The 24646-nt window shown below is 71.6% G+C and carries 20 protein-coding genes; 4 read left to right on the plus strand and 16 right to left on the minus strand.

Features of this window, described 5'->3' with window-relative positions; genetic code table 11:
* Positions 1 to 51: 51 nt before the first annotated feature.
* The 8 genes from ACLQ23_RS25000 to ruvC form a co-directional block, all read right to left on the minus strand.
* A complete protein-coding gene (locus ACLQ23_RS25000; RefSeq protein WP_355597550.1) occupies positions 52 to 2589 on the minus strand; it encodes a RelA/SpoT family protein in 2538 nt (845 codons plus the stop codon).
* A gap of 170 nt (positions 2590 to 2759) precedes the next feature.
* Complete coding sequence (locus ACLQ23_RS25005) at positions 2760 to 3326, minus strand: adenine phosphoribosyltransferase (protein WP_355597552.1); 567 nt, start codon at positions 3324 to 3326, stop codon at positions 2760 to 2762.
* Between the two features lie 170 nt (positions 3327 to 3496).
* Positions 3497 to 4690 carry a protein translocase subunit SecF gene (gene secF, locus ACLQ23_RS25010; protein WP_425881191.1) on the minus strand — a complete coding sequence of 398 codons (1194 nt, stop codon included), beginning with the start codon at positions 4688 to 4690 and terminating at the stop codon, positions 3497 to 3499.
* A gap of 1 nt (position 4691) precedes the next feature.
* Positions 4692 to 6587 (minus strand): protein translocase subunit SecD, encoded by a 1896-nt coding sequence (gene secD / locus ACLQ23_RS25015; RefSeq protein WP_355597556.1) that lies wholly within the window; start codon positions 6585 to 6587, stop codon positions 4692 to 4694.
* A gap of 277 nt (positions 6588 to 6864) precedes the next feature.
* A complete protein-coding gene (gene yajC, locus ACLQ23_RS25020; RefSeq protein ID WP_355597558.1) occupies positions 6865 to 7203 on the minus strand; it encodes a preprotein translocase subunit YajC in 339 nt (112 codons plus the stop codon).
* A 139-nt stretch (positions 7204 to 7342) separates the two neighbouring features.
* A complete protein-coding gene (gene ruvB / locus ACLQ23_RS25025) occupies positions 7343 to 8410 on the minus strand; it encodes a Holliday junction branch migration DNA helicase RuvB (RefSeq protein WP_355597560.1) in 1068 nt (355 codons plus the stop codon).
* Complete coding sequence (gene ruvA, locus ACLQ23_RS25030; RefSeq protein WP_355597562.1) at positions 8407 to 9009, minus strand: Holliday junction branch migration protein RuvA; 603 nt, start codon at positions 9007 to 9009, stop codon at positions 8407 to 8409. The genes ruvB and ruvA overlap by 4 nt, the downstream gene beginning before the upstream one ends.
* Positions 9006 to 9533, minus strand: a complete 528-nt coding sequence (gene ruvC / locus ACLQ23_RS25035; protein WP_355597564.1) for a crossover junction endodeoxyribonuclease RuvC — start codon at positions 9531 to 9533, stop codon at positions 9006 to 9008. The genes ruvA and ruvC overlap by 4 nt, the downstream gene beginning before the upstream one ends.
* 280 nt (positions 9534 to 9813) lie before the next feature.
* On the opposite strand from ruvC, the gene ACLQ23_RS25040 reads away from it, so the two are divergent.
* Entirely contained in the window at positions 9814 to 10596 is a 783-nt protein-coding gene (locus tag ACLQ23_RS25040; protein ID WP_355597566.1) for a 3-hydroxybutyrate dehydrogenase, read from the plus strand.
* A 14-nt stretch (positions 10597 to 10610) separates the two neighbouring features.
* Positions 10611 to 12527, plus strand: coding sequence for a helix-turn-helix domain-containing protein (locus ACLQ23_RS25045; RefSeq protein ID WP_355597568.1), 1917 nt, complete (start codon positions 10611 to 10613; stop codon positions 12525 to 12527).
* 3 nt (positions 12528 to 12530) lie between these two features.
* Here ACLQ23_RS25045 and ACLQ23_RS25050 read toward each other — a convergent pair whose 3' ends face one another.
* The 3 genes from ACLQ23_RS25050 to ACLQ23_RS25060 form a co-directional block, all read right to left on the minus strand.
* Positions 12531 to 13139: a TetR/AcrR family transcriptional regulator gene (locus ACLQ23_RS25050; RefSeq protein WP_425735844.1), complete on the minus strand. Its 609-nt coding sequence runs from the start codon at positions 13137 to 13139 to the stop codon at positions 12531 to 12533.
* 11 nt (positions 13140 to 13150) lie between these two features.
* Positions 13151 to 14719 (minus strand): MFS transporter, encoded by a 1569-nt coding sequence (locus tag ACLQ23_RS25055; protein ID WP_355597572.1) that lies wholly within the window; start codon positions 14717 to 14719, stop codon positions 13151 to 13153.
* Positions 14720 to 15058: 339 nt separating this feature from the next.
* Positions 15059 to 15850: a transcriptional regulator gene (locus tag ACLQ23_RS25060; protein ID WP_355597574.1), complete on the minus strand. Its 792-nt coding sequence runs from the start codon at positions 15848 to 15850 to the stop codon at positions 15059 to 15061.
* A gap of 24 nt (positions 15851 to 15874) precedes the next feature.
* Between ACLQ23_RS25060 and ACLQ23_RS25065 the strand changes: the two genes are divergently transcribed.
* Positions 15875 to 16732 (plus strand): SPFH domain-containing protein, encoded by an 858-nt coding sequence (locus ACLQ23_RS25065; RefSeq protein ID WP_425735846.1) that lies wholly within the window; start codon positions 15875 to 15877, stop codon positions 16730 to 16732.
* 15 nt (positions 16733 to 16747) lie between these two features.
* Here ACLQ23_RS25065 and ACLQ23_RS25070 read toward each other — a convergent pair whose 3' ends face one another.
* Genes ACLQ23_RS25070 through ACLQ23_RS25080 form a run of 3 tightly spaced genes read right to left on the minus strand, consistent with a single transcriptional unit; the run spans position 16748 to position 20091 of the window.
* On the minus strand, positions 16748 to 17920 hold the full coding sequence (locus tag ACLQ23_RS25070; RefSeq protein ID WP_355597578.1) for a zinc-binding dehydrogenase: 1173 nt from the start codon (positions 17918 to 17920) through the stop codon (positions 16748 to 16750).
* Positions 17917 to 19371: an aldehyde dehydrogenase family protein gene (locus tag ACLQ23_RS25075; protein WP_425735847.1), complete on the minus strand. Its 1455-nt coding sequence runs from the start codon at positions 19369 to 19371 to the stop codon at positions 17917 to 17919. Before ACLQ23_RS25075 ends, ACLQ23_RS25070 begins: the two co-directional genes overlap by 4 nt.
* A gap of 54 nt (positions 19372 to 19425) precedes the next feature.
* Positions 19426 to 20091, minus strand: a complete 666-nt coding sequence (locus ACLQ23_RS25080) for a TetR/AcrR family transcriptional regulator (RefSeq protein ID WP_355597582.1) — start codon at positions 20089 to 20091, stop codon at positions 19426 to 19428.
* A gap of 99 nt (positions 20092 to 20190) precedes the next feature.
* Here ACLQ23_RS25080 and ACLQ23_RS25085 point away from each other — a divergent pair, with 99 nt between their 5' ends.
* On the plus strand, positions 20191 to 21363 hold the full coding sequence (locus ACLQ23_RS25085) for an acyl-CoA dehydrogenase family protein (protein WP_355597584.1): 1173 nt from the start codon (positions 20191 to 20193) through the stop codon (positions 21361 to 21363).
* A 6-nt stretch (positions 21364 to 21369) separates the two neighbouring features.
* Here ACLQ23_RS25085 and ACLQ23_RS25090 read toward each other — a convergent pair whose 3' ends face one another.
* Together ACLQ23_RS25090 and ACLQ23_RS25095 are read right to left on the minus strand one after the other, a co-directional pair.
* Positions 21370 to 22407, minus strand: coding sequence for an aminotransferase class V-fold PLP-dependent enzyme (locus ACLQ23_RS25090; protein WP_425735848.1), 1038 nt, complete (start codon positions 22405 to 22407; stop codon positions 21370 to 21372).
* 68 nt (positions 22408 to 22475) lie between these two features.
* Positions 22476 to 24638 (minus strand): FUSC family protein, encoded by a 2163-nt coding sequence (locus ACLQ23_RS25095; protein WP_425881192.1) that lies wholly within the window; start codon positions 24636 to 24638, stop codon positions 22476 to 22478.
* Positions 24639 to 24646: the final 8 nt, after the last annotated feature.

The raw sequence follows: 24646 nt of genomic DNA on the forward strand, positions 1-24646 counted from the left end.
CGCACGTGAAAGCGCCCGCCGGCTGAGCCGGCGGGCGCTTTGCTGTCGGGGTCAGGCCCCGGAGGTGACCCGGTACGCGTCGAAGACGCCGTCGACCTTGCGGACGGTGGCCAGGAGGTGGCCGAGGTGCTTCGGGTCGGCCATCTCGAAGCTGAACCGACTCACCGCCACCCGGTCACGGGTGGTGGTGACGGTGGCGGAGAGGATGTTGACCCGCTCGTCGGAGAGCACCCTCGTGACGTCGGCGAGCAGCTTGTGCCTGTCCAGCGCCTCGACCTGTATGGCCACAAGGAAGGTCGAGGCGGAGGTGAGCTTCCAACTGACCTCCACGACCCGCTCGCTCTGCGCCCGCAGGTCCTCGGCGTTGGCGCAGTCGTCACGGTGCACGCTCACGCCGCCGGAGCGGGTGACGAACCCGAAGACCGAGTCCGGTGGGACCGGTGTGCAGCAGCGGGCCAGCTTGATCCAGACGTCGCTGACGCCGCGGACCACAACGCCGGGGTCGCTGCTGCTCTGCCGGCTGCGCGGCGGCCGGGTGGCGACGGCGGTCTCGGCGATGTCCTCCGCCGCGCCCTCCTCGCCGCCGTACGCGGCCATCAGCTTCTGCACCACCGACTGCGCCGAGACCTGGCTGTCGCCGACCGCCGCGTACAGCGACGCCACGTCGGCCAGGTGCAGGTCCCGTGCGATCGACATGAGCGCGTCGGAGGTGAGCATCCGCTGCAACGGCATGCCCTGCTTGCGCATGGCCTTGACGATCGCGTCCTTGCCGGCCTCGATCGCCTCCTCGCGCCGCTCCTTGTTGAAGTACTGGCGGATCTTCGTGCGGGCGCGTGGGCTCTTGACGAAGCCCAGCCAGTCCTGTGTCGGGCCGGCCGTCTCGGACTTCGACGTGAAGATCTCGATCACGTCGCCGTTGGACAGCGTCGACTCCAGCGGCACGAGCTTGCCGTTGACCCGCGCGCCGATGCACTTGTGCCCGACCTCGGTGTGCACCGCGTACGCGAAGTCCACAGGCGTCGAACCGGTCGGCAGCGGGATGACGTCACCCTTGGGGGTGAAGACGTACACCTCCTGGCTGGACAGGTCGAAGCGCAGCGCGTCGAGGAACTCGCTCGGGTCGGCGGCCTCGCGTTGCCAGTCCAGCAACTGCCGCAGCCAGGTCATCTCGTCGATGTGCGCCGGCGGGCCGACGATCTGCGTGCCCTTGTGCTCCTTGTACTTCCAGTGCGCGGCGATGCCGAACTCGGCGGTGCGGTGCATCGCGTACGTGCGGATCTGCATCTCCACCGGCTTGCCGGTGGGCCCGATGACAGTCGTGTGCAACGACTGGTACATGTTGAACTTGGGCATGGCGATGTAGTCCTTGAACCGGCCCGGCACCGGCTGCCAGTTGGCGTGGATCACGCCCAGCGCCGCGTAGCAGTCACGAACCGTGTCGACAAGGATCCGTACACCCACCAGGTCGTAGATGTCGTTGAAGTCGCGACCCCGCACGATCATCTTCTGGTAGATCGAGTAGAGGTGCTTCGGCCGCCCGGTGGTGTCCGCCTTGATCTTGGCGGCCTTGAGGTCGGTCGACACCTTCTGCGTCACCTGGCGCAGCAGCGCCTCACGCTGCGGCTGGTGCTCCCCGATCAGCCGGTTGATCTCCTCGAAGCGCTTCGGGAACAGCGTGCCGAACGCCAGATCCTCCAGCTCCCACTTGATCGTGTTCATACCGAGCCGGTGGGCCAGGGGCGCCAGGATCTCCAGGGTCTCCTTGGCCTTCTGCTCCTGCTTGGGGCGGGGCAGGAAGGTCAGGGTACGCATGTTGTGCAACCGGTCAGCCAGCTTGATCACCAGCACCCGCGGGTCCTTGGCCATCGCCACGACCATCTTGCGGATCGTCTCGGCCTTCGCCGCGTCACCAAGCTTTACCTTGTCCAGCTTGGTGACACCGTCGACAAGCAGGGCGACCTCACCGCCGAAGTCGACGCGCATCTGGTCGAGCGTGTACTCGGTGTCCTCGATGGTGTCGTGCAGCAGCGCGGCGACAAGCGTGGTGGTGTCCATCCCCAGATTGCCGAGGATCGTCGCCACGGCAAGAGGGTGGGTGATGTACGGGTCGCCGGACTTGCGGTACTGCCCGGAGTGCCACCGCGCGGCGGTGTCGAAGGCCCGCTGCAACAACCGCGCGTCGGCCTTGGGGTGGTTCTCCCGGTGGCTGGCGATGAGCGGCTCCAGCACCTCGCTCACCTGCGAGGTCTGCCAGGGCGCGTTGAACCGGGCCAACCGGGCCCGGACCCGCCGACCGGTGGGCGCGTTGGACAGCCCGAACCCGCCGCTGGGCGACGGGTCGACACCGGCGTCGGTGGGGAACGGGACCACTACCCCGTCAGCGCCGAGGGACGACTCGACGCCGCCCGCCGTGGCGGCGGGTGTCACAGTCGTGCCGTCGATCGCAGCCCTGCCGGAGCCGTTGCCCGAGCCCTTGCCGGAGCCCGTCACCCGGGCCGGAGCGTCAGCGTTCCGGTCGGTCACCGAGCCGTCAGCGTCGCCTGTCGGGTGCACCGTGCCCTCCGCCGGAGGGACGACATCGTGGGACACCGGCCTCCTCACCGCTCGCCGGGAAAACACCGGCCGTACATCGGCCGGCCTGGTCTCGCGCCGCCGGGCGGGGTACCGCCGGCGTCAGCAAAGGGCAATGCTACCCGCACGGACGGTCCCCTGCCGCTCCGCCGGACGGTCGGCGCGGGGTCCGCTTGACGGGCCGCGAATCAAACGGTCAGCAGGGCATGGACCGGACGCGGCGCCAGCCGCTCACGGCCACCCAGGAAACCCAACTCCAGCAGTACGGTGAAGCCGCTGACGGTCCCACCGGCCCGCTCGACCAGGTCCAGAGTCGCCTCGGCGGTGCCGCCGGTGGCCAGCACGTCGTCGACCACAAGCACCCTATGACCTGCGGTGAAGGCGTCCTCGTGCACTTCCAGGGTGGCCTCGCCGTATTCGAGGGCGTAGGAGACCGAGTGCGCCGGGCGGGGCAGTTTGCCGGCCTTGCGGACGGGCACCACGCCCACCCCGGCCGCGTACGCGACGGCCGCCGCCACCACGAACCCGCGCGCCTCGATGCCGACCACCACGTCGAAGCCGTCCCGCCCGTGGTACGCCACGATCCCGTCGACAACGTCGCGGAACACCTTCGCATCGGCGAACAGCGGCATCAGGTCCTTGAACAGGACACCGGGCTGGGGGAAGTCCGGCACGTCCAGCACCCGACTGGCCACCAGCCGGGCGGTGTCCGGGCCGAGGTCCCCGCGCGGTGCGGTGCTGTGGGTCTCCGTCACGGCAGTTCCGTTCCCTTCGACGACGACGGCGTCCGGCAGTGCTGCTCGCACAGCATGCCGGACGCCGTTCGGTCATGTCCTCCCGGGCCTACCCGGGCCGTTCCGCGCCGCCCGGCGCCACCGCCGGTCAGCGCCACTGCTGGTCAGCGCCGCCTGGGCGCTGCCGCCGGTCAGCGCCGCTTGGCGCCACCCGGCCGGTTGCCGCCGCCACCCGGGCGACCGCCCCGGGCACCGGTGGACCGCTTGCCCGCCGGCCGGGCGCCCACCTTGGGAGCGGCGCCGGCCATCGCGGCCGTGTCGTCCACGGGCGCGTCGTCCGCATCGGTCCGGGCCGGGCTCACGGCGGCACCCTTCGTGGGGACCTCGCCACGCGCCAGCGCACCGCGGCGGGCCTGCACCCGCTTGTTGTGCGCCTGGATGCGCGGCTCGTAGTTCTTCAGCAGCGCCAGCATCGGGGTGGCCACCACGATGGAGGTCAGGAAGGCCATCGCCATACCGACGAACAGCACCAGGCCGAGGTCCTTCAGCGTGCCGGCGCCGAGCAGGCCGGCGCCGATGAAGAGCAGACCACCGACGGGCAGCAGCGCCACTACCGACGTGTTCAGCGACCGCATGAGGCTCTGGTTGACGGCCAGGTTGGCCGCCTCGCCGTACGTCTGGTTGTTGTTGGCAGTGATGCCCCGTGTGTTCTCCTGCACCTTGTCGAAGACCACCACCACGTCGTAGAGCGCGAAGCCCAGGATCGTGAGGAAACCGATGATCGTCGACGGGGTGACCTCGAAGCCGACAAGCGAGTAGATGCCGGCGGTGAGGATCAGGTTCAGCAGCAGCGAGGTGACGGCCGCGACGGCCATCCGCCACTCGAAGCGCAGGATCAGGTAGAGCATCACCAGCGCGATGAAGACCACCAGACCGAGCACGGCCCGCTCGGTGACCTGGCTGCCCCACGCCTCACTGACCTGGTTGCTGCTGATCTGACCGGGCTCCAGACCGAAGTCCTCGGCGATCTGCGCCTTCACCGCGTTCGTCTGCTCGACGCTGAGCTGCGGCGTACGAAGCTCGTAGGAGTCGCCGCCGGTGCCGCCGACCTGCTGCGCGGTGGCCACCTCGACGCCGGTGTTCTCGGCGGCGAGGGCAGCGTTGACCTCCTCCTCGGCCTGCTCCAGCGTGCCGACGCTGGCCGGCACCGAGAACGAGTTGCCGCCGGCGAACTCGATACCGAGGCTGAACCCCCGGATCGAGATGCTGAGGATCGCGATCAGGACGAGGATCCCGGCGACGCCGAACCAGAGCTTGCGTCGGCCGACGACGTTGAGACCGGCCTCACCGTTGTAGAGGCGACTCGCCAAACTGTTGTCAGCCATCTCAGGCCTCCTTGGCGCGCGGGTTGCGGGGCTGAGTCTGCTGGGTCCGGGCCGGAAGCGCCCGGCCGAGCCCGCTGACCCGCGGGGACAGGAACGCCCGGGTCCGGGCGAACATCGTCATGATCGGGTGGCGGAAGAGGAAGACCACCACCAGGTCGAGCACTGTGGCGAGGCCGAGCGCGAACGCGAAGCCCTTCACCGTGCCGACCGAGACCACGTAGAGCACCACAGCCGAGAGCAGGGTGATCGCGTTTGCCGAGATGATCGTCCGGCGGGCTCGGATCCAGGCCCGGGGTACGGCGCTGCGTGGGCTGCGCCCCTCCCGGATCTCGTCCTTCAATCGTTCGAAGTAGATGACGAACGAGTCCGCCGCCACACCGAGTGAGACGATCATGCCGGCGATGCCGGCGAGGGTGAGCGTGAAGCCGATCTGCCGGCCGAGCACCACCAGCGCGCCGAAGACCAGCAGCGCGGAGAGGATCAGGCTCAGGAAGATCACCGAGCCGAGCAGCCGGTAGTAGAAGAACGCGTAGATGATGACCAGCAGCATGCCGATGCCGGCGGCGAGCAGACCGGCACGCAGGTGGCTGGCACCCAGCGTGGCGGTGACGTTCTGCGCCTCCTGCTGCTCGAAGGTCACCGGCAGCGCGCCGTAGCGGAGCTGGCCCGCGAGGGTGCTGGCGTCCTTCTGGGTGAAGTTGCCGGTGATCTGGGAGTTGCCGGTCAGCACGCCCTGGATCTCCGGCGAGGAGACGATCTCGTTGTCCAGCACGACTGCCACCCGGCACTTGCCGTCCTGGCCAAGGGCGGTCGCGTCGCACGCCCCGCCCTCGTTGTTGAACGCCTCACGGGTGAGGGCCGTCCAGTTGCCCTGGCCCTTGCCGGTGAAGTCGAGGCTGACCACCCAGGAGTTGGTCTGGTCGAGCACCGCGTCGGCGTCCGACACGTCGGTGCCGAGCACCTTGGCCTGGTCGAGCAGATACTTGGAGACGCCGTCCTCGCAGGAGACGACCTGCTGCTTCGGGTCGGAGATCGACGCCGGCGGACGCTTGTCGAGCTGCGCGCAGCCGATCGTCGGCACGTTGAACTGCAGCTGTGCCGGCAGCACCGCCACCTCCTGCGGCGACAGGGTGCCGAACGGCTTGAGCTTCTCGGCGAGCGACGGGTCGGCGGTCAGGTCGGCCGGGCCCTGCAGGCCGCTGGCGGCCTGCCACGCGGCGGCGCCGACCTTCTGCTCTACGGCCTTGCGCTGCTCCTCGATGCTCGCCGGCACCGGCTCGGTGCTGGCGCTCGCCGACGGCGCGGCGCTCGCCGAGGCGGACGGGGCCGGCGTGGCGCTCGGCGACGCCGGTGCCATTCCGCCCTGACCGCCGCTCGGCGACGCGGTCGCCTGCGGCGCGCCACTGCCCGACGGGGTCGGGTTCGCGCTGCCGGACGGAGCCGGGCTGCCGGACGGGCTCGGCTCGGCGGCCGGCGGCGCGGCGACCGCGCCGCTGCCGTCGGCGGCCTTCAACACCTTGCGGAAGCGCAGCTCGGCCGCGCTGCCCACGTCGGTGAGGTCGCGGTTCTCACCGGGCAGGGAGATGACGATGTTCCGGTTGCCCTCGGTGACCACCTCGGCCTCGGCCACGCCGAACGCGTTGACCCGGCTCTCGATGATCTGCCGGGCCTCTTCGAGGTTGTCCGCCGTCGGGGGCTTGCCGTCGACGCTGTTTGTCGCCTCCAGCGTCACCCGGGTGCCGCCGATCAGGTCCAGGCCGAGCCGAGGCTCAAGCCGATCCTTGAAGCTGCCGCTGGCACCGCCCGCGAAGAACACCAGAAGGTAGAGGACCACGAAGATGGCCCCGAGCACGGCGAGCTGCCGTCCGGGGCGCATCTGTCCCTGAGGTGGTGCCACGGTTGTCTGTCTCCCTGTACGGTCGCGCCGCTGCACGCGGCGGCGGCGGCGAGTGTCGGGCCGGGGGTCCGGCCGACGGGGTCTGACCTGGGTCGGCATGACGCCGACACGGAGCCGGACCCACCGGCGCGGACGCTGGCGGTCACGGGACGTGCCGACGTCCGGCGTCGACCCAACTATCCAGTTTTCACGTCACGTCCGCTGCCCCGTCGGGCACGGCACCCCCGGGAGGCGGTCGTCCGGCCGTACGCCGGAAGCACCGCCGCCGATGGGGGCGTCAGTCCTTGGTGGTGTCCGCGTCCTCGGTGACCGGCTCGCTCGGCAGTTCCGCGCGGGTGACCACCCGGGCGATGGCCGGGCGGGCGTAGCGGGTCTGCACGCCCGGAGCGACCTCGAGCAGGACGCTGTCGTCCTCGATGCCGGTGACGGTGCCGTAGAGCCCGCCGATGGTCACGACCTCGTCGCCGGGGCCGAGGTTCGACTGCATCGCCTCTGCCTCGCGGCGGCGCTTCTGCTGGGGCCGGATCATCATGAAGTACATGACACCGAAGAGCAGCGCGATCATCAGGATCGGCGTGAAGCTGCCGGCCCCGCCTGCCGATTGTGCGTAATGCACGTTAAAAACCTTCCCATTGGCCTCCGTCGCGGCGCGGGATGCGCCGGAGCGGAGGCGGACTCTCACGTCCTGTACAGACCGCGGCGAAGTCTAATCCCTGCACCTGAGAACACCGAATGCGGCACAGATCACGTTCACATCACGGCTGATCGGTATCCACCGAGAACAGATCGGGTGTCGACGGGACATCTACCCCCAATGTACCATTTGGTGGCGTACGACCCAGGTGCCGCCAGGCAGCCTCGGTGGCCACCCGGCCGCGCGGCGTACGCGCCAGCAGGCCGGCGCGCACAAGGAACGGCTCGCACACCTCCTCGACGGTGTCCGGCTGCTCCCCCACCGCCACGGCGAGGGTGGACAGGCCCACCGGGCCGCCCCGGAACGAGTCCACGAGCGCGCTCAGCACCGCCCGGTCCAGCCGGTCCAGACCCAGCGCGTCGACGTCGTACACGATCAGTGCCGCACGGGCGGTGTCAAGATCGACCACGCCGTCGGCCCGCACCTCCGCGTAGTCGCGGACCCGGCGCAGCAGCCGGTTGGCGATCCGGGGAGTGCCCCGCGACCGGCCGGCGATCTCCGTGGCGCCCTCGTCCGTGATCGGCACACCGAGGATCCGCGCCGACCGGTGCAGCAGCGTCTCCAGATCCGCCGGGGCGTAGAAATCAAGGTGCGCGACGAAACCGAACCGGTCCCGCATCGGGCCGGTCAACAACCCGGACCGCGTTGTCGCACCGACAAGCGTGAATGGCTCGACATCAAGCGGGATCGCTGTGGCCCCCGGCCCCTTGCCGACCACCACGTCGACCCGGAAGTCCTCCATCGCGCTGTAGAGCAGCTCCTCGGCGGGCCGGGCGATCCGGTGGATCTCGTCGATGAAGAGCACATCGCCCTCGGCCAGGCTGGTCAGGATCGCCGCCAGGTCACCGGAACGCTCGATCGCCGGCCCGCTCGTCACCCGGATGCCCGCGCCCAGCTCGGCGGCGACGATGTTTGCCAGGCTGGTCTTACCCAACCCGGGCGGCCCGGAGAGCAGGATGTGATCCGGCGGCGAACCACGCCGCATGGCCCCCTGTAACAGCAGGTCAAGTTGGTCGCGGACCCGGTCCTGGGCAATGAACTCGGCCAGCCGCCGCGGCCGTACGGTGGCCTCCGCGTCCCGCTCGGCGTCGCTGACGTACGCCGAGACGAGCCCCTCGGTCTCACTCATCGGGTGCGACCGAGCAGGCGGATGGCCTGCTTGAGCAGCAACGGCACGGGCGGAGTGGCCCCGTCGATGGTCTCCGCGACAGCGGCCACCGCCTGGTCGGCCTGCCCGGCCGTCCAACCCAGGCCCACAAGCGCCTGGCGGACCTGATCGGGCCAGGCGCCGGCGGTCACACCGCCCACGCCGTCGGCACCGATGGACACCGGGCCGATCCGGTCGCGCAGTTCCAGCACCAGACGCTCGGCGCCCTTCTTGCCGATCCCCGGCACCCGGGTCAGGGCCGCGGTGTCGGCGTTGGCGATGGCCTTGCGCACCGCGTCCGGGGTGTGCACGGCAAGCACCGCCTGGGCCAGCCGAGGGCCGACCCCACTTGCCGTCTGGAGCAGCTCGAACAACGACTTCGCGTCGTCGTCGGCGAAGCCGTAGAGGGTCAGCGAGTCTTCCCGCACCACAAGGCTCGTGGCGAGCCGGGCGACCTGGCCGACCCGCAGCTCCGCGATCGTCCCTGGGGCGCAGTGCACGGCAAGGCCGACCCCGCCGACCTCGATCACTGCCAGGTCCGGACCCGTCGCGGTCACCGTGCCGCGCACGCTGGCGATCATCGTGCTCCTCCTCGTCGTGCCCGGTCGGCCGCGGCGGCCAGCTTCGAGCGGGTGCCGCCGCGCCAGACGTGGCAGATGGCCAGGGCGAGCGCGTCGGCGGCGTCGGCCGGCTTCGGCGGCTCGGCCAGTCGCAGCAGCCGGGTCACCATGGCTGTCATCTGCGCCTTGTCGGCCTGCCCAGAGCCGGTCACCGCCGCCTTCACCTCGCTGGGGGTGTACGTCTGCACCGGCAGCCCGGCACGCGCCCCCGCCAGCACTGCGATGCCGCTCGCCTGCGCGGTGCCCATCACCGTACGCACATTGTGCTGGCTGAAGACCCGCTCGACGGCGACGCTTTCGGGCTGATGCTTGGCGACCAGCTCGGTGAGCGACCGGTCCAGGTGCAGCAGGCGCAGAGCCAGGTCGTCGGCCGGATCGGTGTAGACCACGTAGTAGGCGACGAGCGTGCACGGGCGGCCCGGCACACCCTCGACCACGCCCACCCCGCACCGGGTCAACCCCGGGTCCACACCGAGCACGCGCACGCCGCCCCCTCCCCAGCCGTCAGCAGTACGTGTGTTCGACACCCTAACGCCCGGCCTCCCACCAGCCCCACGGGACACACCCTGCCGCGCGCCAAGATCGTGCTCGAACCTGGAAGTAGCGGCCCCACCGACGCACCGACACCACTGCATCCAGGATCGAGCGCAATCGCGCAGCGGGACAGGGCGGGCGGCGGGACAGGGTGGGCCACACAGCTTTGGCCCGGAGTATGTGTTGCCGGCCCATGTGCCGGGGCGCTGACAGCTCGTAACTTCTTGCGCCATGACGGCAGAACCCGTGGCGGTCCCCCACGTCGTACAGCTCGATCTCACCGGTCGCACCGCCCTGGTCACCGGCGGCGGCAGCGGCATCGGGCGGGCGTGCGCCCTGCGGCTGGGCGCTGCCGGCGCCAAGGTGCTCGTGGTGGACCGGAACCTGGACGCGGCCCGGACGGTCGCCGCCGAGGCGGGCGGGCGCGCCGAGGGGGTGGACCTGGCCGACGCGGCGGCAGTGGACCGCCTCGACGTGGACGTGGACATCGTCGTGAACAACGCCGGGCTCCAGCACGTGGCGCCGATGCAGGACTTCCCCGTCGAGCGGTTCGAGTACATCCAGCGGGTGATGGTGGAGGCGCCGTTCCTGCTGGTCCGCCGCGCGCTGCCGCACATGTACGCGCGGGGTTGGGGCCGGATCGTCAACATCTCGTCGGTGCACGGGCTGCGGGCCTCGCCGTACAAGGCGGCGTACGTCACGGCGAAGCACGCCCTGGAAGGGCTGTCGAAGGTGGTGGCGTTGGAGGGCGCCGTGCACGGGGTCACCGCCAACTGCATCAATCCGGCGTACGTCCGCACGGCGCTCGTGGAGAGCCAGATCGCCGACCAGGCGGTCAGTCACGACATCCCGGAGCCCGAGGTGGTCGAGAAGATCATGCTGGCCCGGGCGGCGATCAAGCGGCTGATCGAGCCTGAGGAGGTGGCCGAGTTGCTCGCGTACCTCTGCTCGCCGCCGGCGGCGTTCATCACCGGCGCGTCGATCGCGCTCGACGGGGGCTGGACGGCCAACTAGTGGGTCCCCGCACAATGTCGACCATGTCGTCGCCGGTGGAGTTTCTGGAACTGCTCGCCCGTGAGGCCGCGGCGGTGGAGTTCGAGGGGCCGTTGGTGGCCGCACGGGCCGCCGGGGCGCCGGCCGAGCGGCTGGCCGAGCTGGAGCAGGCAAGGACCGTGGCGTTGCGGGTCCGCGCGCTGCTGGAGCGGCGCCGCCGCCGGGAGACCGAGCTGTCCGGTCTGTACGACACGGTGAGCGACCTGGCCGGCCTGCGCGACCTGGACGACGTGCTGCGGGCGATCGTGCACCGGGCGCGCAACCTGCTGGGCGCCGACGTGGCGTACATGACGCTCAACGACGACGAGCGCGGCGACACCTACATGCGGGTGACCGACGGGTCCGTGTCGGCCCGCTTCCAGCGGCTGCGGCTGCCGATGGGCGCCGGCCTCGGTGGGCTGGTGGCCCAGTCCGGCGCCCCGTACGTGACAGCCAACTACGGCGAGGACGAGCGCTTCCACCACACCGGGGAGATCGACGCCGGGGTGGGCGAGGAGGGCCTGGTGGCGATCCTCGGGGTGCCGCTGCGGCTCGGATCCACATCGATCGGCGTGCTCTACGCGGCCAACCGTTCGGCGCGACCGTTCGTGCGGGAGGAGGTCGCGCTGCTGGTATCGCTCGCCGCGCACGCCGCGGTGGCGATCGACACGGCCCGGCTGCTGGCCGAGACCCGCTCGGCGCTTGCCGAACTGTCGGCCGCCAACACCACCATCCGGGCGCACAGCAGTTCGGTGGAGCGGGCCGCTGCCGCGCACGACAGGATGACCGCGCTGGTGCTGCGCGGCGGCGGCGTGGAGGACGTGGCGGCAGCGGTGACCGAGGTGCTGGGCGGGGCGCTGCTGGCGTTGGACGCCGAGGGCCGGTTGCTGGCCCGGGTCGGTGAGATCGACGAGCCGGACCGGGAGGACATCGTCGAGGCGGTGGCCGCGTCCCGCACCGAGGGACGCAGCGTGCGCCGGGGCCCCCTCTGGTACGCGGCGGTGGTGGCGGGCACCGAGAACCTGGGTGCTCTGGTGCTGCGCCCCGACGACGAGCTTGTCGACGCCGACCAGCGGATCCTGGAGCGGGCCGCGCTGGTGACAGCGCTGCTGTTGTTGTTCCGCCGGACGGTGGCCGAGGCAGAAGGTCGGGTACGCGGCGAGCTGCTTGACGATCTGATCGCCCGGCCGTTGCGGGACACCGACGCGTTGCGCAGCCGGGCTCGCCGGCTCGGGGTGGACCTGGACGCCCCGTACGTGCTGGTGGCGGTGGACGACGACGCGATCGCGGCCACCGGCTCGGCCCGGCAGCGGGTGCTCTCCTGGGCCACCACGTACGCCTCGGCGCGCGGTGGCCTGGCGGCGGCGCGCGACGGACGGGTGGTCCTGATGCTGCCCGGTCAGGACGCCGGTGGCAGCGCCCGGGCGGTGGCCCGGGATCTGTCCCGCGTGACGAGTCGACCGGTGACCGCCGGGGCGAGCGGTCCGGCGACCGGACCGACGACGCTGGCGGGGACGTTCCACGAGGCGGACCGCTGCCTGACAGCGCTCGGCGCGCTGGGTCGTACCGGTCAGGGCGCGAGCACCGCCGAGCTGGGCTTCGTGGGGCTGCTGTTGGGCACTGTCGGTGACCGGGGCGAGAAGGACGTGGCCCAGTTCCTCACCGCCACCGTCGGGCCGGTGGTCGACTACGACGCCCGGCGGGGGACGGCGCTGGTGAAGACGTTGGAGGCGTACTTCGGCGTCGGTGGCAGCCTGGCCCGCGCCGCCGAGCAGCTGCACGTGCACGTCAACACCGTGACGCAACGCCTGGAGCGGGTGGGGCAGCTGCTCGGCGCGGACTGGCAGCGGCCCGAGCGGGCGCTGGAGGTGCAGTTGGCGCTACGCCTGCACCGCCTGCGCGCGCCGGCCTGACGGTCAGCGGGCGCGGATCCCTTCGAGGACGGCGTCGACGACCCGCTCCGGCAGGTCGACCTCGTTGAGATCCGGGCTCCACTGCAGCACCCGCTGGATCAGCATCGGCCCGGTGAGCAGCGCCATCGTCACCTCGATGTCGACGTCGGCCCGGAGCACCCCCTCGTCGACGCCGCGCCTGAGCACCTCGCGCATCAACTGCCGCCGGGGCGCGATGATGTTCTGGTAGAGCTGGTACTGGTCGGTGCTGCGGTTCACCGCCGGCACCAGACACGGCATGATCTTCTCCGCCCGCGGGTCGATGTTCTTACCGATCGCGCCGACGAGCAGGATCAGGTCGTCCCGGATGGAGTGGCCGGTCGGCTGCGGCAGGATGCCCTTGAGCCGACGCAGCGCGTCGAGCAGCAGGGCGTCCTTGCCGGCCCAGCGGCGGTAGATGGTGGCCTTGCCGACCCCGGCGCGGCTGGCGATCGCCTCGATCGAGAGTGCCTCGACGGTGCTGCCCTCGGCGAGCAGGTCGAGGGTGGCCTCGATGATCGCCTCGTCGGCGCGGATGCTCCGCGGTCGCCCGGGCGACCGCGGAGCATCGGCAGTGGATCTCATGTCGGACATTGTTCCCGGACCTACGCCGTTCCGGCCAACTCGGGTTCGGCGACGGGTGCCGTCGTGGCGTCGGTCATGGCGTTGCGGCCCGGCATCCAGCGCAGCACCACGAGCATGCCGAGCGCCGCGACCACAGCGGAGAGGCCGGCCGCCCAGTGCATGGCGGTCACGAAGGCGTCGTTGGCCGCCGAGATCAGCGTCGGCGCCGCCGGGCCGAGCTGCCCGGCTGCGGCGTACGCACCGGAGATCGACTCGTTGGCCGCGTCGCGGGCCTGTGGCGGCAGGCCGGTCAGCGCGTCGCCCACATCGCTGCGGTAGACCGCCGAGAGCACCGAGCCGAGGACTGCCACGCCGAGCGCACCGGCCACCTGGCGGACGGTGTTGCTCACCGCGGAGCCGACACCTGCCTTCTCCCGGGGCAGCGCCGACATGATCGACTCGGTGGCCGGAGGCATGATGTTGGCCATTCCGACGCCCTGGACGAAGAAGACGACAAGGACGATCCAGATCGGGGTTGACGCGCCGATGAAGGCGAACGCGGCGAGGGACACCACTGTCAGCCCCAGCCCGACGGTGGCGACGGCCCGCCCGCCGTAGCGGCGGACCATGGCGGCGCTGCGCGGCGCGAAGATCAGCTGAGCTCCTGCGAAGGGCAGGAAGAGCAGGCCGGTCTGCAGCGGGCTGTAGCCGCGCACCAGTTGCAGGTAGAACGAGCTGAAGAACATCACGCCCATGGCGGCGAAGAACACCAGGCCGACGATGGCCACCGGCGCGGCGAACCGGGGCACCTTGAACAGCCGGACGTCAAGCGACGGGTGGTCGCTGCGCCGCTCGTGCTGCACGAACCAAACCAGCACGGCGAGGCCCACCAGGATGGATCCCCAGGCCACCGGCCGACCGAAGCCGTGTTCGCCGCCGTCGATGATGCCGTAGGAGAGAGCGACCAGGCCGACCACTGAGAGCACGACGCCGAGCAGGTCGACCCGGCCGGGACGCGGGTCACGCGACTCGGGGACCAGCAACGCGACCAGGACCACGCCGGCGGCCACCACCGGGACGTTGATCAGGAAGACCGAGCCCCACCAGAAGTGCTCCAGCAGCGCGCCGCCGAGGATCGGGCCGATCGCCACCGCGAGCCCGACCGCGCCGGCCCACACGCCGATGGCCCGGCCACGCTCGCGCGGGTCGAAGACGTTGGAGATGATCGACAGCGTGACAGGCATGATGGCCGCGCCGCCGATCCCCATCAGGGCGCGGGCCGCGATCAGCTGACCGGGGCTCTGGGCGTACGCCGAGAGCAGCGACGCCAGCCCGAACAGCACCAGACCGATCATCAGGAAGCGCTTGCGGCCGGATCGGTCGCCGAGCACCCCGAAGGTGAACAGCAGCCCGGCGAAGACGAGCGTGTAGGAGTTGATGGACCACTCCAGCTCGCCCTGGGTGGCGCCGAGGCCGTGCACCGGGTCGGCCAGGGTGCGCAGTGCGACGTTGAGGATCGTGTTGTCGAGGACGACGACGAGGAGGCTGATCACCAGCACCCCCAGGATCGCCCACCTCCTCGGATGTCCCGTGTTGTTGTGTAGCTCCATGCCCGGTTCTCCCCCCGGTTCACCCGTCGCGCAATACGATACGGGCCAGACTCGTAACTGGGACAGCGTAGGCGCCGAATTTTCGATACGGAACGGCTCCGTATCGTATGTGACCGGCGTCACCAGCCCGGATCGCCCCCACCCAGTGCCGTCCCTGGAGGTAGCCCTTCGCATCCTTTGCACTGCTTCAACCCACGCAACAGTTACGCCCCAAAAACGTTGCGCGGGTTGAAGCAGAGCAAAGGACGTGGACCGACCGGGCCCGACCTCCGCGCTGACCGTCCGAGGCGGGCAGAAAGTTCACCGGCGCGACGCCATCGCCGTCGCGCCGGCACGACATCAGCGCGCCCGCGGCTTCTCCAGGCAGGCGGCGACCGCCGCCGGCAACGTACCCAGGTGGGCCGCCGGCGCGGCGAGCGGCTCGATCCAGCCCGGCCCGGCGCCGTACACCCGCAGGCGCGGGAAGTCGCGGGCGAAGCGCACCAGACGGTACGCGCGGCCGGTGACAGGCGTCTGCGACCAGAGCACGACGGTGTGCGGGTTGGCCCGGTGGACCGCGCTGGTCAGCGCGGGCCAGGGCAGCGCGGGGCCGAGATGCAGGCAGCCGCGGCGGTGCTCGCGCAGCGCGGCGGCGAGCGCGTGCAGGCCGAGACAGTGCGCCTCCTGTTCGGCACCGGCAAGCAGCACCCCGCCGGTGGGAAATGACCGGCCGGGCTGCCTGCGGTACACGTCCAACCCGACCCGCACACCCTCGCACAGGGCGTGCTCGGTGGCGATCTCGGCGGGCGTACGCCCCGGCAGTTGAGCGAGCAGCGGGCGGCAGACCTGCTCCCAGAGCGCCGGTACGCCCCAGGCTTCGGCCATCTCCAGCAGCACCGTGGCGACACGGTTGTCGTCCAGGTCCTCGGTGGCCAGCCGGACGCGCTTGTGCGCGGTCTCCACGGCATCCGCCGGCATCGGATCGGTCAGCACCAGACGTACCCCCGGGTAGGCGGTGTTCTCCATCCGGGGTTCGCTGAAACGACGCGCGGTGGATGCGCCGTCGCGGAATTTACCGGCGGCGCGCAGCGAGCACGCAGGCCAGCGGGGCACGGCCGGCTTGACCGGGCCCCTTATGTTGATGATCAACACGGCCCAACGAAAGGTCCCCACCCCATGCCTGTCGGCTTCACCATGGCGATCATCTTCGCCATCGCAATGGCGGTCAGCGCCATCCTGGCACTCGTCGCACCCAAGAACGCGATGAAGCAGACGGCCGCCCTGGCGGCGCTCGGCCTGCTCGCCGTCACAGTGCTGATCAGCGTCGCCTCCAGTGCCCACTCGGTGCCCATCCGCTCGGTCGGCATCGTCACCAGCTTCGGCAAGCCCACCGGCGAGGTGACAGGTTCGGGCCTGAAGTGGGTGGCACCGTGGCAGAAGGTCGGCGAGTGGGACGCGGGCCGGCAGAAGTACGACCACATCGGCGGCAACAACTGCGTACGCGTGCGCACCGGCACGCTCGCCGACGCGTGCGTCGAGGTGCTCGTGGAGTGGCAGGTCAAGCCGGAGAACGCGCCGAAGCAGTTCATGGACTACAAGGGAGACTTCGTGAGCTTCCAGGGCCAGCGGGTGGGAGTGCAGCTCGACAGCGCGGTGAACGACGCCTTCGCCACGTACAACCCGCTGGAGCGGATCGACGCGCAGACCGGCAACCTCAACGTCGACCTGAAGCCGTTCGCCGCGAACATCAAGAGCAGCGCGGAGGGTCGGCTCGCCGAGGACGTCGACATCCTCTCGGTGACCATCACCCGGGTCAACCACGACGACAAGACCGAGGGCAACATCAAGGCGTTCCAGGACAAGCTGGCGCAGACCCGCAACCTGGAGCAGGACCGCAAGAACGCCGACATCTCCAAGCAGATCACCGAGACCAACGCGAAGGTCGACAAGGTGACCCGCTGCCTGGAGATCGCCGAGAAGAACGGCGCCAATCCGGGTCTCTGCATCAACCCGGGCATCGTCACCGGCAAGTGACAGCCGGCCGGGTGGTCAGTCGAGGCTGACCACCCAGCGGGCACCTTCGCCCCGCGCCAACCGGTCGAACGCCGCCGGCGCCTCGTCGAGGCTGACCACCCCGCTGACCAGCGGGGACAGGTCCAGCGTCCCGTCGAGTGCCGCGCCGGCCAACTCGGGCACCTCGCGGTCCGGGTCGGACGAGCCGTACACGGAGGAGCGCAGCGTCCGCGCGGAGTGGAAGATGTCCAGCGCGCCGAGGCTCACCATGTCGTCCTTGGCGCCCATGCCGACCACCGTCACCGCTCCCCCGCGCCGGGTGAGCCGCCAGGCAGCCCGGATGGTGGCGGCACGGCCGACGCACTCGAAGGAGTGGTCCACGCCCCGCCCCTCGGTGCGCGCCCGTACCTCCTTGGAGAGGCGGTCGTCGGAGAGCAGGAAGTCGGTGGCCCCGGCGGCGAGCGCCAACTCCCGCTTCGACTCGGCGACGTCGACCGCGAGGATCGTCGTGGCACCGGCCCGCCGGGCCGCGGTGAGCACCGCGAGTCCGACCCCGCCGAGCCCGACGACCGCCACCGACTCGCCCGGCGCCACCCGGGCGGTGTTGCGGACAGCGCCGACGCCGGTCAGCACCGCACAGCCGAGCAGGGCGGCCCGCTCCGCAGGCAACCCGGCGGGGATGGCGATGACGGCGCTCTCGGGCACCACCACCGCCTCGGCGAGCGCGCCGAGGCCGAGGGTGAGGTGTACCGGTTCGCCGTCGTCGGTCGTGCCGCGCTGCACCGTCGGAGCGGTGTTGGCGGCGCACAGCCACGGCTGGTCGTGCCGGCACCACCAGCACGTCCGGCAGGCGGGCGCCCAGTTGAGCACCACTGGCGTGCCGACCTCCAGCTGGCTGCCCGGCCCCGCCTCGGCCACCACACCTGTCGCCTCGTGGCCGAGCACCAGCGGGAACCTCGCGGCCAGCGTGCCGTTCACCATGGACAGATCGGAGTGACAGACACCGGCCGCGGCGATCGTCACCCGCACCTCACCGGGGCCGGGCGCGGGCAGGCGTACGCGCTCGACCCGCAGCTCGGCGCCGGCTCCCCGCGCGACAAGCGCGCGAACGGTGACCGGCGCGGCCGCCGGCTCAGGGCCGCCTGCTGGCGCGGCGGTCGACTCGGGGCCTCCCGCTGGCGCGGCCGGGGTCAGCTCGGGGCCGGTCATCGCTGGATCGCCTTCAGCTCGCAGAACTCGGTGAGGCCGTGCACGCCCAACTCCCGGCCCAGGCCGGACTGCTTGTAGCCGCCGAACGGGGCGAGCGGGTTGAACGACGCCCCGTTGATGTCGACAGCGCCGGTGCGCAGTCGTCGGGCCACCGCGAGCGCCGCGTCGGGGTCGGCGGACCACACCGCGCCGGCCAGCCCGTACTTCGAGTTGTTGGCGATCGCCACTGCCTCGTCGGTGTCGTCGAACGGGATCACGGCGAGCACCGGTCCGAAGACCTCCTCCTGGGCGAGCGCGCTGTCCGGGTGGACGTCGGCGAAGACTGTCGGTGCGACGAAGTGGCCCTGCGCGGGGACCGGCGCGTCGAGGCCTCCGGCGACCAGCCGAGCGCCGTCGGCCAGTGCCCGCTCGACGTGACCGCGGACCCGCTCGACCTGGGCGGCGGAGACCAGTGGACCGAGCCGGGTGGACGGGTCGAACGGGTCACCGAGCCGGTAGCCGGCCACCGCCGTGGCGATCAGTTCCAACGCCTCGTCGTAGCGGTCGCGGTGCACGAGCATCCGGGTCCACGCCGTGCAGGTCTGGCCGGAGTTGAGCAGGGCGTTGCCGACCCCGACCTTGACGGCGGTGGCCAGGTCGGCGTCGGGAAGGATCACGTTGGCGGACTTGCCGCCCAGCTCCAGCGCGACCTGGGCGATCCGGTCGGCGGCGAGTTGCATGACCCTCTTTCCGGTCACTGTCGAACCGGTGAACGACACCAGGTCGACGTCTGGGTGCCCGGCGAGCGCCTCGCCGACGACCGCGCCGGTGCCCGGCACCAGGTTGAGCACACCCGGTGGGAGCCCTGCCTCGGTGACGGCGTCGAAGAGCAGGTACGCCGTCAGCGGGGTCAGCTCGCTGGGCTTGAGCACCACGGTGCAGCCGGCGGCCAGCGCGGGCGCCAGCTTGGCCATCACCTGCTGCAGCGGATAGTTCCACGGGGTGATCGCGCCGACGACGCCTACTGGTTCGCGGACGACGAGGGAGTTGCCGATGCTCTCCTCGACCGGAGGGCGGGCGGCGAGGGCGACATGGTCGCGCAGGACTGTCAGCGGCAGCGCGACCTGCACCCGGGTCGCGAGCTTGAGCGGTGCGCCCAGCTCGACGGCGATGGTGCGGGCGAGGTCGTCGGCGCGCGCGGCGAGCGCCGTGTGCAGCCGGTCGAGGTGCGCGGATCGTTCGGCGGGTGCGGTGGCTGCCCAGCCCGGGAAGGCGGCGCGGGCAGCGGCGACGGCGGCGTCCACATCGGCGGCCGTACCGGCGGGCACCTGCCCGACGAGGTCGCCGGTGCTCGGGTTCTCCACGTCGATCGCGTCGGTGCCGGCGGGGGACGTCCACTCGCCGCCGATGTGCATGTGGCGCCGCAGGCGCAGGGCATCGGGCAGCTGCGTGGGCGGGGCGGCGAGGTCCATGTCGTCCCTTCGGGGTGGGCGGTGGTGCTGAAACTAGCGCTGGGAGTTTGGACGCTACCCGCTGGGCCGGGCGGACTCCACCGGGTCGAGGGGAGCGATGCTGCGGGCGTACTCGGCGGCGAGGCCGTGCAGCAGCGCGTCCAGGCCGAGGGCGAAGGCGCCCTCGTCCACGCTCTGCTGGTGCTCGGCGAGCCGGTGCGCCTGGTTCAGGTGGGGGTAGTGGGCGGCGTACAGCTCGGGGTCCTCGACGAAGCCCCGGGCGAAGGAACCGAGCGCCGACCCGGCCACGAAGTACCGCACCGCCGCCCCGATGTGGGTGGCCCGCGCCGGCGGCCACCCGGCGCGTACCAGTCCGCCGTAGACCGCGTCGGCCATGGCCAGGGCGGCCGGTCGCCGGCCCGGACCCTGCGCGAGGTACGGCACGATGTTCGGGTGCGCGGTGAGCGCCCGCCGGTACGACCAGGCCCACTCGCGCAGCGCGGCGACCCAGTCCCGGCTGGCGAAGCCGCTGGTGTCGACCACGCCGATGACCGTGTCGGCGACCGCGTCGAGGATCTCGTCCTTTGTGGCGAAGTGGTTGTAGAGCGACGGGCCGCGCACGCCCAGCTCGGCGGCGAGCCGGCGGGTGGAGAACGCCGGCAGCCCGTCGGCGTCGATGAGCGCGGTGGCGGTCTCGACGATCAGCTGCCGGGTGAGCCGGGGCTGGCGGGGTCGGGGCACTGCGCTCCTCGGGTGTCTCGGCCGCGGGGGTCTGGACGCGGTAAAACTTGCAGCGCTAGTTTAGAGGAAACCGCCAGCGCTCACGCCAGGAGGATCACCGTGGACTTTTCGCTCACCGACGAGGAGCGGGCGGTACGGGACACCGTCCGGTCGTTCATCCAGCGCGAGGTGATGCCGCTGGAGGCGGAGGTGCTCCGCCGGGAGCGGGCACACCAGCCGGGCCTGGACCACTCCGAGGTGCGCGAGCTGCAACTCAAGGCGCGCAAGTTCGGCTTCTGGGGCCTGGCCACCCCCGAGGAGTACGGCGGCATGAACCTTCCTGCGGTGCTCCAGTCGTTGATCTGGACGGAACTGGGTCGCACGTTCGTGCCGTTCCGCTTCGGCGGCGAGGCCGACAACATTCTGTTCCACGCCACCGAGGAGCAGAAGCAGGAGTTCCTCGTCCCGACGATCGAGGGCGAGCGACGGTCCTGCTTCGCGATCACCGAGCCGGGGGCCGGCTCGGACGCGGCGAACATCAGGTTCTCCGCCCGCCGCGACGGCGACGACTGGATCCTCGACGGCGAGAAGACATTCATCACCGGCGGCCACGACGCCGACTTCGCGATCGTCGTCGCGGTGACCGACCGGGAGAAGGGCGCCCGCAACGGAGGTGCCACCGCGTTCCTGGTCGACCGGACGATGGGCTGGCGGTCGGAGTTCATCCAGACCATGGGCGAGGGCGGCCCGGCGTCGCTGATCTTCGACGGCGTACGCGTGCCGCACCGCAACATCCTCGGTGAGATCGGGCAGGGCTTCACGCTGGGCATGGAATGGATCGGCAAGGGCCGCTACACCATTCCGTCGCACGCCATCGGCATCGCCGAGCGGGCCCTGCAGATGGCCATCGACTACGCCAACACCCGGGAGACCTTCGGCGCGAAGATCGGCACCAACCAGGCCATCCAGTGGATGATCGCCGACTCGGAGACCGAGTTGGAGGCGGCCCGCTGGCTGGTGCTGCGCTCGGCCTGGACCGTCGACCAGGGCCTGGACCCCCGGCACGCCTCGTCGATGGGCAAGCTGTACGGCGCGGGCATGGTCAACCGGGTGGTCGACCGGGTGCTCCAGATCCACGGCGGCATGGGCTACACCCGGGAACTTCCCATCGAGCGCTGGTACCGGCAGGTCCGCCTGTACCGGATCTTCGAGGGCACCGACGAGATGCAGCGCCTGATCATCTCGCGGGACCTGCTGCGGGGCTACACGAAGATCGGCGGTCATCTCGCCTGACCTGGATCAGCCCGTCAACGCGGTGAGTGCCGCGTCCACGTCGGCCTCGGTGGAGTAGATGTGGAACGAGGCGCGCACCCGTCCGGCGCGGACCGCCGCCCGGATGCCGGCCGCGGCCAGGCGTTCCTCCGCGCCGGGCACGTCGACGCTGACGATGGCGCTGGCACCCGCTGGCCGGCCCAGCCCGGTCAGGAACCGGTTGGCCAGCGCCACGTTGTGCGCCTGGATCGCCGGCACGCCGATGTCGGCGACCACCTCCAGGGCGGGTGCCGCGCCGACCCAGCTGAACCAGGCCGGCGAGATGTCGAACCGGCGGGCGTCGTCGGCAAGCCGCAGGGGCGGGCCGTAGTAGGAGGCGTGTGGGTCACGGCCCGCGTACCAGCCCGCGGCGTCGGGGCGCAGCCGGTCGCGCAGGGCGGGGGCCAGATAGGCGTACGCGGTGCCGCGCGGGTTCATCAGCCACTTGTAGCCACCCACCACCACCACGTCGGCGCGGCTCCCGTCGAACGGCAGCCACCCGCACGCCTGGGTTGCGTCCACCACCACAAGCGCGTCGTGTGCGCGGGCCGCCGCCACGATCTCGTCGTACGCCGCGATGGACCCGTCGGCGGACTGCACGAGGCTGAACGCGACCAGGTCGGTGTCGGCGTCGATCGCGTCGACAACCCTGTCCAGGGGCACGGTGCGGACCGTGACGCCGCGCTCCTCCTGCACCAGCCACGGGAAGAGGTTCGAGGTGAACTCCACCTCGGGCACCACCACCGTCGCCCCCGGGCGCAGTGCCGCCGCGACCGGGGCGAGTAGCTGGGAGACGGTGACGCCGACGGCCACGTCGCTGTCCGGCACGCCGATGAGACCGGCGAACACGGTGCGGGAGCGCTGCACGGAGTCGCCCCAGCCCTCCCAGGACGTGCCGCCGACGCGCCACGCGGCGAGGGCCTCCTGAAGGTCCGTCCACGCCGGTTCGGGCGGCAGCCCGTAGGAGGCGGTGTTCAACCAGCCGGGCTCCGGCTTCCACAACTGCTGCGCCTGCTCGATCTCCATGTCCTGACGCTAGGCGCGCAGTCGCCGGTCGGGCATGGCCAATCGGCGAGAGGCGGCCTGCGGCGCGCTCACCGCGCGTGCGATCCGACGGAGGTGCTCGGGCGCGTCCGGGCCAGACTGGCGGCGAGGCCGGCGAGCCACCTGTAGACCTCCACCAGGTGCCGCACCGAGGCAGGGTCGGCTGCCCCGAGCAGTGGACGGACCCGATTCAGCTCGTCCACACAGTCACCCGGGGCAGGCATCGGGGCCGCAACCCGGTCGTGTGCCACAGCGCCGGCCAGGTCCCCGTACGCCGAATGCAGGTGCCGTGCCGTGTCCCGCAGCAGTGCCGCGGCCTCGGGCCAGCCGGCCAGGCAGCCGGGCGGGTTTCGGCGCAGCAGCGACTCGGCGCCGGGCACCACGTGGTGCCCGGCGCTGAGGACGATGTCCCAGCTCACCGGCTGCCTGCCCGGGTCGTGGCGCTCGGAGCGGAACTGGCAGTACGACGAGTCGACGAGGATCATCCGTCGGCGCACCTCATCGATGGCCGGGCCGGGATGGGCTGCTGAGCCGAGCACCGCCTCGACGGTCCGCTCGACAGCGTTCCCGCTGGCCCGCAGGTAGCCGGCGGCGTTGCGCCGAAGGTCGCGGCTCGCCCCGCGCGGCCACAGCGCGACGCCGGCGAGCACGCCGATCACGGCACCGAGCAGGACGTCGACAAGGCGGGTCTCGGCCAGCCGCCACCCCTCGGAGCTGAGCTGGGCGAAGACGACGGTCAGCAGCACCGTGAACAGAGCCTGCTGCCAGAGCGGACCCAGCAGGCCACCGGCGCCGAACGCCAGGATGAGGGTGATCGGCAGGACGACGGCGTACACGACCGGGTCGTTGACGGCGAACATCACCAGGCCGCTGACCACCGCGCCGACGACGGTGCCCAGCACTGCGGGCCGCAACGCGACGCGGGTGTCCACCGCCGACGTCCGCAGGACGGTGAGGGTTGCCAGCAGGACCCAGAACCCGTGGGTGAGGTTCAGGACGCCGGCGGCCACCCGGGCGACGGCAAGCGCCACGGCGAGCCGCAGCGAGCTGTGCAGAGGAGCGGACCGGGGTGCCAGGTGGGCGAGGAACTGCCGCCGGTACAGCGTCCACGGTCGGCGGTGCGCGTACTCGAACAGCCCCGCATAGGCGTCCCCACCGTCGGGCCGCGCACCGACCGCCACCCGCGTGCCGACGGCGAAGACCCGCGCGCTGTCCGCGAGGGCCAGCGCTGTCGCGTCCCGACACAGACGGGCCACGTCCGCCGCGACGCGACCGGCACCACCGGGGTACGCCGTCTCGGCCCGCCCGATCGCGGCGTCCAGGTCACCGAGGTCGACCGGCGGGGCACCCGGCGCGAGGTCGCGGCCGGCGGCCCGGGTCGTCGCGGCGCAGGCGTGCAGCAGCCGCGCGGCGTCCAGGTCCGGGATCGGCTCCGCCGGCGCGTCCGCCGCCAGCCGCTCCGCCTCGGCAAGCACCTCCCGCAACGCCGCAGCGCAGGTCCGCAACCCCCGGTCCTGCGCCCCCGCCGCCGTCGGCGCCCACTCCGGCGGGTTGCGGGCCAGGTCGAGCGCGGCCACCGCGTCGTACGCCCGCTCGCGCAAGCCGCCCTGACCACCGGCCAGGCCGGTGAGCGTGTCGGCGGTGTCGTCGAGGAAGGCCGCGACGCCGTCCGCCGCGCTGGTGAGCCGCTGCCGGTACGACACGGGCACCGGATCGGGCCAGAGCAGCACCTCGGCCACGGCGAGCAGCACGACGGCGAAGGTGACCCCGCCGAGGCGCTGCGGGAGTGTGTCCGGCTGGTACGGCGGAAAGGACGCCAGGATGTAGAAGAGCTGGAAGGCGCTGGCCAGCCCCACGAGGCGCGGGTTGCCGACGCCGGCGAACGCCACCACGAACCCGACGACGAGCATCCCGCCGGCAGCCGCCCAGGTGCTCCACGCCAGCAGCGAGCCCGCCACGATCAGGGCCCACACCACCGGCAGCGACAGGAGCAGGATCCGCGCCCGCTGCGACGCCGGGCCGGGCAACCGGGCGAACGATCCGGCGGCGATCACCCCGAACAGGCCGTACGTGGCGAGCACCGGACTTCCCGCACCGTACCGGCAGGAGTAGAAGACGACGGACGCCACGAGGGTCAGCCGTGCCGCGCGCCCCAGGACGGCTCTGCTGTCCGGTCGGTGGCGCAGTCGGTCCAGGAGGCTGGTTCCGACCACGCCTGCTC

It is taken from the genome of Micromonospora sp. DT41, from assembly GCF_049841715.1.
In the GTDB taxonomy this organism is placed as follows: domain Bacteria; phylum Actinomycetota; class Actinomycetes; order Mycobacteriales; family Micromonosporaceae; genus Micromonospora; species Micromonospora profundi.